Origin of the sequence: Methanobrevibacter sp. (genome assembly GCF_036307625.1) — an archaeon.
In the GTDB taxonomy this organism is placed as follows: domain Archaea; phylum Methanobacteriota; class Methanobacteria; order Methanobacteriales; family Methanobacteriaceae; genus Methanocatella.
On sequence record NZ_JAXJXF010000167.1, the window covers coordinates 14,433 to 27,045 of the forward strand.

The 12,613-nt window shown below is 33.3% G+C and carries 13 protein-coding genes and 6 tRNA genes; 9 read left to right on the forward strand and 10 right to left on the reverse strand.

The annotated features are described in order from the left end of the window. Window positions 1-62: 62 nt before the first annotated feature. Complete coding sequence (gene fhcD / locus UIB65_RS10535) at window positions 63-947, reverse strand: formylmethanofuran--tetrahydromethanopterin N-formyltransferase (protein WP_296893420.1); 885 nt, start codon at window positions 945-947, stop codon at window positions 63-65. Between the two features lie 518 nt (window positions 948-1,465). On the opposite strand from fhcD, the gene UIB65_RS10540 reads away from it, so the two are divergent. Together UIB65_RS10540 and UIB65_RS10545 are read left to right on the forward strand one after the other, a co-directional pair. Further along, window positions 1,466-1,606: a hypothetical protein gene (locus UIB65_RS10540; protein WP_330041576.1), complete on the forward strand. Its 141-nt coding sequence runs from the start codon at window positions 1,466-1,468 to the stop codon at window positions 1,604-1,606. Window positions 1,607-1,700: 94 nt separating this feature from the next. Further along, window positions 1,701-2,300 carry a DUF3800 domain-containing protein gene (locus UIB65_RS10545; protein WP_330041578.1) on the forward strand — a complete coding sequence of 200 codons (600 nt, stop codon included), beginning with the start codon at window positions 1,701-1,703 and terminating at the stop codon, window positions 2,298-2,300. A 556-nt stretch (window positions 2,301-2,856) separates the two neighbouring features. Here the strand turns inward: UIB65_RS10545 and UIB65_RS10550 are convergent. Then, a complete protein-coding gene (locus UIB65_RS10550) occupies window positions 2,857-3,921 on the reverse strand; it encodes a UPF0104 family protein (RefSeq protein WP_330041580.1) in 1,065 nt (354 codons plus the stop codon). 66 nt (window positions 3,922-3,987) lie between these two features. On the opposite strand from UIB65_RS10550, the gene UIB65_RS10555 reads away from it, so the two are divergent. Together UIB65_RS10555 and UIB65_RS10560 are read left to right on the forward strand one after the other, a co-directional pair. After that, window positions 3,988-5,421 carry a TrkH family potassium uptake protein gene (locus UIB65_RS10555; protein ID WP_330041582.1) on the forward strand — a complete coding sequence of 478 codons (1,434 nt, stop codon included), beginning with the start codon at window positions 3,988-3,990 and terminating at the stop codon, window positions 5,419-5,421. 56 nt (window positions 5,422-5,477) lie between these two features. Continuing rightward, entirely contained in the window at window positions 5,478-6,128 is a 651-nt protein-coding gene (locus UIB65_RS10560) for a TrkA family potassium uptake protein (protein WP_296805561.1), read from the forward strand. Here UIB65_RS10560 and UIB65_RS10565 read toward each other — a convergent pair. The 8 genes from UIB65_RS10565 to UIB65_RS10600 form a co-directional block, all read right to left on the reverse strand. After that, entirely contained in the window at window positions 6,117-6,731 is a 615-nt protein-coding gene (locus UIB65_RS10565) for an MBL fold metallo-hydrolase (protein ID WP_296805563.1), read from the reverse strand. The two genes, UIB65_RS10560 and UIB65_RS10565, sit on opposite strands and share 12 nt — an antisense overlap. A 59-nt stretch (window positions 6,732-6,790) precedes the next feature. Continuing rightward, window positions 6,791-6,938, reverse strand: a tRNA-Trp gene (locus UIB65_RS10570). Window positions 6,939-6,994: 56 nt separating this feature from the next. Then, window positions 6,995-7,402: a Holliday junction resolvase Hjc gene (gene hjc, locus UIB65_RS10575; protein ID WP_296805565.1), complete on the reverse strand. Its 408-nt coding sequence runs from the start codon at window positions 7,400-7,402 to the stop codon at window positions 6,995-6,997. Window positions 7,403-7,516: 114 nt separating this feature from the next. After that, window positions 7,517-7,592, reverse strand: a tRNA-His gene (locus UIB65_RS10580). A gap of 35 nt (window positions 7,593-7,627) precedes the next feature. Further along, window positions 7,628-7,710: transfer RNA gene (locus UIB65_RS10585), tRNA-Leu, on the reverse strand. Window positions 7,711-7,767: 57 nt separating this feature from the next. Then, window positions 7,768-7,842: transfer RNA gene (locus UIB65_RS10590), tRNA-Glu, on the reverse strand. Between the two features lie 27 nt (window positions 7,843-7,869). Beyond that, a tRNA-Ile gene (locus UIB65_RS10595) sits at window positions 7,870-7,943 on the reverse strand. A gap of 6 nt (window positions 7,944-7,949) precedes the next feature. After that, a tRNA-Asn gene (locus tag UIB65_RS10600) sits at window positions 7,950-8,022 on the reverse strand. A 186-nt stretch (window positions 8,023-8,208) separates the two neighbouring features. Between UIB65_RS10600 and UIB65_RS10605 the strand changes: the two genes are divergently transcribed. The 5 genes from UIB65_RS10605 (at window position 8,209) to UIB65_RS10625 (ending at window position 12,611) form a co-directional block, all read left to right on the forward strand. Beyond that, window positions 8,209-9,198 carry a radical SAM protein gene (locus UIB65_RS10605; protein WP_296804844.1) on the forward strand — a complete coding sequence of 330 codons (990 nt, stop codon included), beginning with the start codon at window positions 8,209-8,211 and terminating at the stop codon, window positions 9,196-9,198. Window positions 9,199-9,347: 149 nt separating this feature from the next. Further along, entirely contained in the window at window positions 9,348-10,700 is a 1,353-nt protein-coding gene (gene gatB / locus UIB65_RS10610; RefSeq protein WP_296804820.1) for an Asp-tRNA(Asn)/Glu-tRNA(Gln) amidotransferase subunit GatB, read from the forward strand. Window positions 10,701-10,711: 11 nt separating this feature from the next. Beyond that, window positions 10,712-11,518 carry a CBS domain-containing protein gene (locus UIB65_RS10615; protein WP_296804822.1) on the forward strand — a complete coding sequence of 269 codons (807 nt, stop codon included), beginning with the start codon at window positions 10,712-10,714 and terminating at the stop codon, window positions 11,516-11,518. Next, a complete protein-coding gene (hisE, locus tag UIB65_RS10620; RefSeq protein ID WP_330041587.1) occupies window positions 11,519-11,809 on the forward strand; it encodes a phosphoribosyl-ATP diphosphatase in 291 nt (96 codons plus the stop codon). Window positions 11,810-11,843: 34 nt separating this feature from the next. Continuing rightward, window positions 11,844-12,611, forward strand: coding sequence for an ABC transporter permease (locus tag UIB65_RS10625; protein WP_296804826.1), 768 nt, complete (start codon window positions 11,844-11,846; stop codon window positions 12,609-12,611). The last annotated feature ends 2 nt before the right edge of the window (window positions 12,612-12,613 follow it).

Consider the following 12,613-nt stretch of genomic DNA (forward strand, 5'->3'; position numbering starts at 1 on the left):
TCAAATGCGATATTTTCAATGCATTATTAAAAAAAGAAAAAAGGAAAAGAGAGTTAATCTCTCTAGAATAAGTCTTGTAAGTGGATTTGGTAAGGACCTAAGTTTCCACCGTAGTTACCAGCACCGATTTCGATAACACCAGGAACTTGACAAGCAGCTTCAATACCTGCTTTCATAGCAGCTTTAACTGCTTCTTCATCTACACCGTCAATAACGATTTCCATGTTTCCGAATACGTTTTCTGGTAATTCAGTTTCTACTTGATCTTTTAAGGTTACACATTCTTTTTCGTTGGTAGAGGCACTCATGAAAGAGTATTTGGAACCTGTTTTGGAACCAGAAGCAACCATACCACCAGAGAAAGGAGTGATTACACCAGCAACTGCGTGAATAGCGTCAACAGCAGCTTCAGCAGCAACGATGGAAGCCATTTGACTGTCAGCCATAATGAAGAAGTTTCCACCAGCTACTCCATCTTTCCATCCCATTTCATCTTCTACTAAGAATTCACCAGACATGATAGGAATAACATGCATTTTTTTACCGTTTACGTCTTTTTCGGTTTCATATCCGTCACCGAAGAATTTGAGTTGTTTTCCGGTTGGGAAAGATTCTTCACTTTCAAGAGCGTTGAATGCTGCTGCAGTAGGAGCAGTTAAAACACATTGTCCGATTCTGTCCATAATTTGTCCGCCTAAAGATTTTTTAGACATGTGACAAATCATAATTGCATAACCTGGTCTTCCATCTGGAGATTCAGTTGGAGGAACATATTGGTCAATACCTGCTTCTGCAGGACATCCAATAACTGAAGTAGCAAATCCGGTAGCTTCAGTAGCTGCAATTTCAGCTAAATGTTTCGTAGCTGCAGTAATAATTAATCTAGATACTTTAATTCCGAAACCTTCAGCAAAGGTATCTTGTATATTTACGCCATTAATTTCCATTTTTTCACCATTAAGTTCGTTGAAAATTAGATTAAAAAAATAATTTAAAAAAATTATTAATTAAACTAATTTCCTACAACATTTAAAGATATATTTTATTATTAAAATAAAGTTTTCTATTTAAAAATACTCCATAAAGTTTAGATTTTTTTGTTGAATTTTGACATTATTTTTTTCTTTTATGATTTTCTGTTGTTGGATTGATATTTGGTTTCTGTGTCTCCTGCGTGTCGTTTAGGATTCTTATTTCACGAATCTTTTTTGAGTACGAGTCTTTGATTTGTCAATACAATCATATGGTTGGTTATTTATTGTCTTTCTTCGATAGTTTCACAATTTATAGGAGTGATTTTACATAACAATAATTAAGAACTACAAACACATTACCTACAGATGTTATTGTGTAGCTATTGTTACTAACTCAATCATAATCATGAAGAGCATATGAAAGTTTCCGAGATACAGAATCCCTTGATCCATATTCAGTGATAACATTAAATCATTCAGGAAGTATACAAATGTATTGGCAAAATCAGCAGGGCCAGTATACATGGGTGTTGAACATGGTGTATTTGGTAAATTCCACTATGATTCAGGTAGCATATGATGCCTTAGGTAGCTATGATGAAGATACAATTTATTTCGTTAGAAGCTCTTAATAGTTTATTATCTAAATTTAGCGATATGGAAGCAATATTGAAGTAAATATGGCATCTGAAAAAATTTTTAAATCATCAAAACAAAATAAATAGTATGGATTATATTTATATTGATGAATCAGGAGAATTAGCAAAACAAAGTGATTATTTTGTTTTTGGAGCCATTATAACTAATAATCCTAAAGAGCTAGATAATATTATTAAAAAAACAAGAAAAAAATATAAAAAACAATTAGGTAATTCTACTGAAATAAAAGGATACACAACAGATGATTATATCATAAAAAAGATATTAAAAAAACTTAACAATACAGATTATAAAGTTGTAGGTATTATTTTAGATAAGAAAAATATCTATAAAATACATCATAGTTATGATTACAATATTTTATATGATAAGATAGCTTCTGAATTAGCACAAAGAATCAATATAAATAATTCTACATCCATTATTGTTGATAAATGTAAAAACAAAGAAGAAGAAATCAATAATTTTAATAAACAGTTTACAGCTAATTTAAATAACTCCAAGAACTATTCTGTTGATATTAAACATACTAATTCAATTCATTATAATGGTCTGCAAATGGCTGATATAATAGCATGGTCTATTTTTCAAAGTGTGGAACGAAACAATAGTGAATTCATTGATTTAATTCAAAATAAAAGTATAAAAAGAGTATTTGAAGAATGAAGAACCTACAGCCACCTAATTGACCATAATAAACTATGGAAAGTCGTCACCTGCGGCGACAAGGACTTGTAGGCTGAACCTCTAAGAGGCTTTTACCTTCCAATCTTTCACTAATGCTTATGTATCTGCCAGTATTTAAACATTTCCAAATCTATCCTCTCCCATAAAGTTTAGATTTTTTGTTGAATTTTGACATTATTTTTTTTCTTTTATGATTTTCTGTTGTTGGATTGATATTTGGTTTCTGTGTCTCCTGCGTGTCGTTTAGGATTCTTATTTCACGAATCTTTTTTGAGTACGAGACTTTGATTTGTCAATACAATCATATGGTTGGTTATTTATTGTCTTTCTTCGATAGTTTCACTTAATTTGTAGAGGAATGTTTGATGAACTCCTAAAGGTAGTTCATATTTCCATGGTATTCGTGTTTTAGGTTTTTATTTTTTCGTTTTTCTTCTATTTCGTTGTCTGCCTTTTTTAAATATTATAGGAGTGATTTAAAAATAGAACCTCATTTAAACAAAATGGATTTAAAAAAAAAGTGAAAAGATATGGATTATTTATCTTCAGCTTCTTCATCAATTGATTCTTCAATTTCCTCATTTGAAGAGCCCAAGGAAATTTTATCCAAAACAGAAGAACCGTAATAAGGTAAAATAACCATTCCTAAAATTGTAGTCATCCAAAATGAAATCAACCTTTCAATGACAGTTGCGGCAGCACTTATGGAAGCTGTTATTCCTGCTGCTGAATAGAAAAGAATCATGATACCGTCTACTGCACCAAGCCCACCAGGAAGCAAAGGAATCATACCTGCAAGACATGCCAAAATAAATACCTCACCAATGACAACAGGACTTACAGAAGCACCAAATGCCAAAAATACAAAATAAACCCTAACGATTTCAAAAATCCATATAACAAAAGACAATGGCAACGCATAATATAAAACCTTTTTATTTGAAATCACCATTTTCATAGTGTCCTGAAAACCATTAATAACATTATGGATTTTCTCTTCCAATTCTTCAGAATTTTTCTTGTAAAACCTTCTGACAAGACCTATAATCCAGCCATCCACCCGTTTTCCAAAACCTGGATTGATTGACATATAAATCAATAAAGCTAAAACTACAACAATAGCTATCACCGCAACAATCATCAGCACAAGCAACCCCAAGCCAACCTCAAAGTAAAATGTCATTCCAATAATGGTTAAAACTGCAAGTATGATGAATGGAAACGTATCCAAAGCACGGTCAGCTACAACAGTTGCAAAGGTTTCTTCCATAGGGTAATCCTCTTCACGAGACAAGATATAAGCTCTTACAGGCTCACCTCCACCACGTCCAGATGGAGTAATGTTATTTACAGCCAAACTTACTAAAACTATAGGAAAGAGTTTTTTTACCCCAACATCAATGTCAACAAGATTATTGAGTATTTTCCAACGTAAAGTATATAAATAATAAGTAAATACCTGCATAGCAACAGCTAAAGCTATGAATTCTAATTTAGCTATTTTCAATGCATCAATTACCTGGTCTATACCAACAAACCAAAGCATTACAACAAGAATAAGAACACTTATCCCTAAAAAAAATATTGATTTTTTATCCATTACTTAAATATTATAATCCCCACTACTTATAAATTTATATAGATATTTATTCAAAGTAATACAATAATGAGGTATATAACTAAAACTGATTTGTTAATTGTTGCAAGAGATTCAGGATATCTGATGATTGGAATCGGAATAATGTGTTTAATTCCGCTAATCTTCGATTTGATTTATTTTGAATTCGATGTGGTCAGTTTTGTCGTGCCTGCTGGAATTTCAATCGCTTTAGGTTATGCTTTTAAAAAATATTTTGAAAATTCCACAAAAAAGAAAATGCGTCTCAAGCACGGGATGATCATTTCATCATTTGCCTGGTTATGGGCAAGTCTAATCGGAGGGCTTGTTTTTATGTTGGCGACAAACATGCCCTATATCGACGCTGTTTTTGAAAGTTTGTCCGCATTAACCGGAACCGGAATAACAATGTTTGAAAATGTTGAACTATTGCCCCATAGCATATTATTTTTCAGGTCTTTTGAACAATGGATTGGTGGTTTAGGAGTTGTTGTTATGGTTATCGGCGTTTTAACAAAACCCGGATCAGTTTCATCAAAACTATACCAATCAGAAGCCCGTGATGAGAGAATCAAACCAAGTATTAAAACAACACTTAAAAAAACCCTGCAAATCTATTTAATATATAGTGTTTTTGGAATAGCATTATACATGTTGGCCGGAATGCCTGCATTTGACTCACTTTGTAACACTTTTTCAATAATTTCAACCGGCGGAATGAATATCAAAAATGCAAATATGGGTTATTATCAAAGTAATCTCATTTATTTTATTTCAATTGTTTTAATGATATTGGGAGCAACAAGCTTCTTGGTGCATTATAAAGTTATTAAAACAAGAGGAAAATCATTAATTCAAGATTTACAATTCAAAATAATAATTGGAGTAATTGCCATTACCACTGTAATGCTTTATTTCATCTCAAATATTGTTCCAATGGAACTATTGTTCACAATCGTATCAGCAATTACTACAACCGGAGCAAATGTAGCACCAATACATGTAATGGCCACATGGCCATCTTTCGTAATAATAGTGTTGATGTGTTTAATGTTGACTGGAGGTTCTAACGGATCCACAGTAGGTGCAATCAAACTTGTAAGAATGATAACTTTCTTTAAAGGAATATATAGACACATCAGAGAGATTTTATCACCTGACGGAAGAGTTGTACCAGTTAAATTAAATGGACATAGAATTCCTGAAAAATCAATTTCACAGGCGGGAAATTACATTACATTATACATGATGTTCATCATGTTTACATGGGCACTTTTCTGCCTATTCGGATATGACCCTTTCAAAAGTTTATTTGCAGCAATGACCATGCAGGGAAATAACGGTTTGGAACTTGGAATAATCAACAACACATTAAATCCCGTGCTGAAAATAGTCAGTATGTTTGACATGTGGACCGGAAGGCTGGAAATTTATCCAGTATTAATCACTCTCAGAGCAGTCTTTGAAATTTTCAAAAGATAATATTTATAATGTACTAAACTAAATATTGATTATCAAATATTTAATGAGGCGATTTAATGTATATTATTATTATGGGCGGAGGTCGTGTTGGACTTGCACTAGCCAATTTATTAATAGAAGATGGATACGACATTACATTAATTGAAAGCGATGAGTCATTATGTACTGAGGTAGCATCAGAACTTGATGCATTGGTTATTTGTGGAAATGGTACCAGTTCAAAGTTACTTGAGGAAACAAACATTGAAGATGCTGATTTCTTTATTGCAACAACAGGTAATGACGAAGCAAACCTTTTATCATGCATTTTAGTTAGAAAATATGATGTTCCAAACATCATTGCCCGTGTAAGTAACCCTGATCATGAAGAAGCATTCAAAGAAGTTGGAATCGATCAGGTAATCAGCCCAGAAATTACAGCAGCAGGTTATTTGCAAAAAATTGTTACAAGACCAAATGTGGCTGAATTAACAACAATTGGGGAAGGAGATGCGGAAATTTTAGATATGACCATAACCAATGATAAAATTATTGGAAAACGTTTTAAAGACATATCCCCAACAAAAGAATACATTATTATAGCCACTTATCAACACGGAAAATTAGTTATCCCACAGCCTGACAATACAATTAGCCGTGGGGAAAAGGTTTCAGTATTGGTAAAAAGAGGAAACTTTAATAAAGTTTCAAGAAAATTAGAGAAGTAATGAATAAGACATTTTTACATGTTCTTTTCCATTATTTTCAACTATTGGTCCGTGACCGGGATAGATGTTTTTAACATCCAACTTTACTAATTTTTCTAGACTATTTTTCATGTCCCCAAAGTCACCGCCAATATCCATCCTACCAACGCCACCGCCAGCAAAGATTGTATCACCGGAAATTAAGTTTTCACCATCCCATAAACAAATTCCACCTGCAGTATGGCCCGGAGTATGAATTACTTTAAAATTAGCAATTTCATCACCGTCTTCAAGTTCAATATCCACTCTAGAATTGCCTTCATGATTAAAAGCGGACATGGAAGTCCCGAGACTGTCCTTATTTTTCATAGCCACTGCATCCAATTTATGAACTGCAACTTTGGCATTAGGGAATAGGTAGTTACCTCCAATATGGTCAAAATGACAATGAGTATTTATGATTAATTCAATGTCATCCGGTTCAACGCCGTTTTCACGAAGTTTAGAAAAAAGATAATCCTTATTAATTCCTGCTCCAGTATCCACTAAAGTATTTCCATTAATCAAATAATAATTAGAATCGAAATTATAACCTAAAATAAAAATAATATCGTTAGAACTCATAAAAAATAATATTGTCAATATAGTAATTAAAATTTTTGAAAAATAGTTTGTATAAAAAATGGGGTCACAGGGATTTGAACCCCGATCCTGGGATTTCTCTTGCCTCAGTACTCCAATTGATCATCACAACGGATACTGTTCAGTTACGCGTATATTTCTTCAAAGACAACTGGAGTCCCAGATGATGCCAGGTTACACCATAACCCCACACATAACATACAATAATAAATATATTTTAATAATATATAAAGATTACCATTCGGTTAAAATTTCATTTGTTTATCAATTCCCGCAATTTCATCAATTTCAAGACCTTTTTCAAGGGCATAATCCTTTTCAACTTTATAATTTCCATTGCGGGTACGAGGAGTATTTTTGGGTTCTAAAAATAGCCATTTTGTGTATTTGAATCTCGCCCCAATATAAGGGGTTGCACCAAAAATATTTGAAAATTCACACAACTCATCAATTTGAGTAGAATCAATATAAACCTTATCTTTAGTGGTTGTTTTTACTTCAATAGCCAAATATAATTTACCATTTCCCGCAAGAACATCCGGCAAAGGTCTTTTAGTTGCGCCACCAGATGCAGGAGCCCTCATAGCAGCAAAATTCCTTTCCCAAAGTTTATGTACCAAATCCCTTTCTTCAGCTGAACCTTTTTTCGCCATGGTTACACCATCAATTAAGTACTTTATCAAATCACATATATAAAAAAAATGAGAGAGCAGATGAAAAGTACTCTAAAATTTCGTAGAAAATGAATCTAAAAAAAGTTTATAAAATGGGGCCGGAGCCGAGATTCGAACCCGAGTCCCGGGATCCACAGTCCCGGAGGATGACCACCTACCCTACCCCGGCATAGATTACAAAATTAACTAAAAAAATTGTTAAAGTGCGGGAGCAGGGATTTGAACCCTGGTAGACCTGCGTCAACAGGTCCTAAGCCTGTCCCCTTTGGCCTCTCGGGCACCCCCGCTTATAAAAATGAAAGGATGCACAGAAACCATTAAAAATCTTAACAAATTTTTTAAAATGCTCCGGCCGGGATTCGAACCCGAGTCTTCGGCTCGAAAGGCCGAAATGATTGGCCGGACTACACCACCGGAGCATAAGTACAAATAAAGTTTAATTAACATGGGCCCAATGGGGTTCGAACCCATGGCCTTCCGGTTATGAGCCGGACGCTCTACCTGGCTAAGCTATGGGCCCCAAAAGCGCCATCGACAGGACTCGAACCTGTGACCAATCGGTTAACAGCCGAACGCTCTACCTACTGAGCTACGATGGCATATGATACCCATCTACTCAACCAAATACAACCCATGTTTAAAAATCAAAAGACTTTAAACAGTAATAATAACTATGCATCACATAGTATATAAATCTTTTGGTTTTTTCCAAGTTTATTGAAAAAAACGAAATAAATTTACAATAATAGATTATATGAACTAATATATAAACTTTAAGAATCAATATTAAAAACATGGATTCTAACATATTTGACCTATTAAAACAAGCCAACGAAACAACAATTAAAAAACATGGAAAATTAATTACTCTTGAAAGAGCGGTTTTTCTATCATGGTGGTGTGACAAGGGAGATTGTGCTTTTTGTTACATGTCAACACAAAAAGATAAAATCAAAGATCCAAAAAAGGCCAGACGTAATATAAATAATATTTATGCTGAAGCGGAAATGTGCAAACGTCTTGACTGGAATATCGAATTTCTATCAGGAGGATACGAATCATTCACAACACATGAAATTAAAGACATTGCTACAACAATCAAGGAAATAACCGGAGATGGTGTTTGGTTAAATACTGGAATCACCGACGAATTAAATGAATACGGCAATGAAATCAAAGGGATAACCGGCGCTGTTGAAGTGGCTAATCCAAAAATTCATGAAAGTGTGTGTCCCAGCAAAAAATTAGATGATATAAGCAATATGTTAGATGTAGCCGGAGAACTTGGCTTTAAAAAGGCAATAACCATAATTTTGGGATTGGGCGAAACTTTAGATGATGTCAAATACATTATCGATTACATTAGAGATCATAAAATAGACAGAGTGATTTTTTATTCTTTAAATCCCCACAAGGAAACCATTTATGCAGATTCCTCACAACCTGCATCACTTTATTATGCCCAAGTCGTAGCTCAAGTTAGATTAGCCTTCCCAGACATCGAAATAATATGCGGAACATGGATCGACAATCTGGCAAATATAGGAATACTCATATTAAGTGGAGCAAATGGAATAACAAAATTCCCACTATTTAAAATGTTTGGAACCAAATATGGTAAAAGAGTTGAAGAAGAAGTTAAATGGTCTGGACGAGACATTAAGGGCACCTTTACTGATAAAAATAAATTAGGACCTGAAAAAAGTGAAATTAATCCCGAGCTTGACAAATTTATAAAAAGGTATGTTAAAGAATCATTGAAAAACAAATATTAATTTTTTTAATTTTATATCAACTAAAAAATCATCACCAAAAAACAGCCATTTTTAATAATATTTATAAATCTAATATATCAAATATAATTATAATATAAATTTTTAAAAAATTATCCTATGGAGGAATTATTATTAGTGACGATGTTGACATGATGTGTGGACTTGAAATCCACGTACAATTAGAAACCGAATCAAAATTATTCTGTGATTGTCCTACCAATTACCAGGACGCACCTATAAATTCAAATATCTGCCCAGTTTGTTTAAACCAACCAGGTGCTAAACCACACCCAACAAACGAAAAAGCGTTAGAGAATGCATTAATGATAGCTTTAATGCTTAACTGTGAAATTGACCAAGACGTAATCTATTTCATGAGGAAACATTATGATTATCCTGATTTACCATCAGGTTATCAAAGAACCTCAGTTCCAATCGGAACAAAAGGGGAATTGAATGGAATTAGAATAAGAGAAATTCACGCAGAAGAAGACCCAGGTCAATTTAAACCGGACAGAGGTACTGTCAACTTCAACCGTTCAGGAATTCCATTAGTTGAAATTGTTACCGAACCAGACATTAAATCTCCTGAAGAAGCTAGAAACTTCTTAAAAGAATTAATTCGTGTTTTACAATATAGTGGAGGAGCTCGTGGTGAAGGTACTATGAGGGCTGACGTAAACATTTCTATCAACGGAGGAAACAGAGTAGAAATGAAAAACGTGAACTCCATCAAAGGTGCGTACAAAGCATTGAAATTCGAGCTTATAAGACAGAAAAATCTTATGAAAAGAGGAGTAGAAGTCAAACAAGAAACTCGTGCATACTTAGAATCACAAATGATTACCGTAGGAATGAGATTAAAAGAAGATGCAGACGATTACAGATTCATCACAGACCCAGATTTACCACCAATGAAAATCAGTGATGAAACAATCCAAAGAATTTTAGAAACAATGCCTGAAGCTCCACACAACAAAGTAAACAGGTTTGTTGAAGATTATAATATTGACGAAGAATCTGCTAAAGTATTGACTTCCGAATTAGATCTTGCAATTGCATATGAAGAAGTAGTTAAAGAAGTTGATCCTGTATTTACAGCAAAAATCATGAGAGATGAACTTAAAAGAGTATTATCATATAATAAATTAGACTTTGCAGACAGTGGCATTGGAGTTGATGATTTAGTTGAATTCTTGAAAATGCTTCAAGATAAAGAAATTACTGCAAAGGCAGGTCATAAAATTATTGAACAAATGCCAAACAACGACAAATCTCCAAAAGCTATTGCTGAAGAGTTAGGCTTGCTTGGTGTTGTAAAAGATGATGAAGTATTAGCTGCAGTCAAACAAGCAATTGAAGAAAATCCAAAAGCTGTTGAAGATTATTTAGCTGGTCAAAAAGCGTCAATCAACTTCCTTGTAGGACAAGTCATGAGATTAACCCGTGGAAAAGCTGACCCTGGTGAAACAGTTAAATTATTAAAAGAAAACATTGAATAGAGGGTTGAAAAATGGCTGGAAAAAAATCATATGTTAAAGATTACATGACTAAAAACGTTATTAATGTTTCTCCATCTACAAAAACTGAAGAAGTTATAGCTTTAATGAGAGAAAGTCGTCACAATAGTTATCCAGTAGTTAATAACGGAAAGTTAGTCGGCATGGTAACTGCATTCGATATTGTATCAAAAGAATGGGCAGATACAGTTGAAGAATTAATGAGTACCAAATTGGTAGTTGCAAACCAAGATTTATCCATAAATGATGCTTCAAGAGTAATGTTTAGAAGAGGAATTTCAAGAATGCCTGTTGTAGATGAAAAAGGAGCATTAGTTGGAATCATAACAAACACCGATATGGTAAGGTCACACATAGAAAGGTCAACACCAACCAAAGTGGAATACTTTAAAAAGACCATGGAACAATTATACGGCATCAAAACTACTTTAAAACATATGCCTGTTGAAACCAATAAATTAAGACCTACACAGGATAGAGTTTATGCAGATGAACTTGAAGGAAGAGCCTATGAATTAGAAAAAGGATTGGCTGAACCTGCAATTGTTGTTAAAACTGGAGACCGTTGGATTTTGGTTGACGGACACCACAGAGCAGTTGCATCAAAACAAAGAGGATATGAAACCGTAGATTCCTATGTTGTTGATTTAGGTCAAGACATTAAACTAGGTATGGAAAAAACTGCAGACAAAGCGGGCATTAGAACATTCAATGATATTGAAATCATTGATGATGACAAACATCCATTAATTGCACTTACAGAAAGTATTCAGGACCAAGCATCAAAGGATGATGATTAAATGGACAATGATAAAATCATACGAGAAGTATACGAAGTTTTAGAATCTAGAAGGGATAATCCAATAGATTCATATACATCCAATATCATGCAAGACAGCGACAAAAAAGCTGAAGATAAAATACTTGAAAAAATAGCTGAAGAAGCTGGAGAAGTATTGCTTGCTGCTAAAAATGATGAAAACTTGGTTTATGAATCTGTTGATTTGATTTTCCACACACTTTTGATTTTGGTTTACAAAGGTGTAGAAATTGATGAAGTCTTCGAAGAATTTACCAGAAGAAGAAAATAACTTTATTATAAATTAAACAAATATTGGTTAGAACATGTTTGATACATTCGCAGAAAAAAAATTTTTATTAAAACAATTGGTTAAAAGGGATTTAACTTCAAAATACAAAGATTCCGTATTAGGAATTTTATGGAGTTTTTTCAACCCACTTTTAATTATGTTAGTTTTTACAGCAATTTTTTCAATGTTATTTGGAAGATCTATAGAAAACTATCCAGTCTATTTCCTGTCTGGAAGATTGATATACGATTTTTATAACGCAGGTACAAAAGGAGCTATGAACTCAATTAAAAGAAACGCATATCTTTTAAAGAAAATTTACGTGCCTAAATATATGTTCGCAGTAAGTTCCATATGTTATGAATTCGTTAACTTTCTAATATCATTCATAATTTTATTTGGTGTAATGACAATTACTGGTGCTTCATTCCACTTAACAAGTATTTATGCAGTAATACCAATATTTTTACTTGTAATTTTAATATTTGGAATTGGATTAATCTTAGCGGTATGTAACACATACTTTTCAGATGTCGGATATCTCTATAATGTGTTCACATTACTTTTAATGTATGCATCAGCGTTATTTTATCCGATTGAAATTGTTCCTTCATCTATCCAGATACTATTTACATTGAATCCAGTCTACTCTGCAATTTCTTGTTTCAGAGAATCTGTTGTTTATGGAGTTGTACCTGATTTTAGCACACTGCTTTACTTAGCGGCATTTGCATTTACAGTATTTGGAATCGGAATCATATTGTTCAAGATTTATGAGAAAAAATTAGTATTAGAAATATAGTG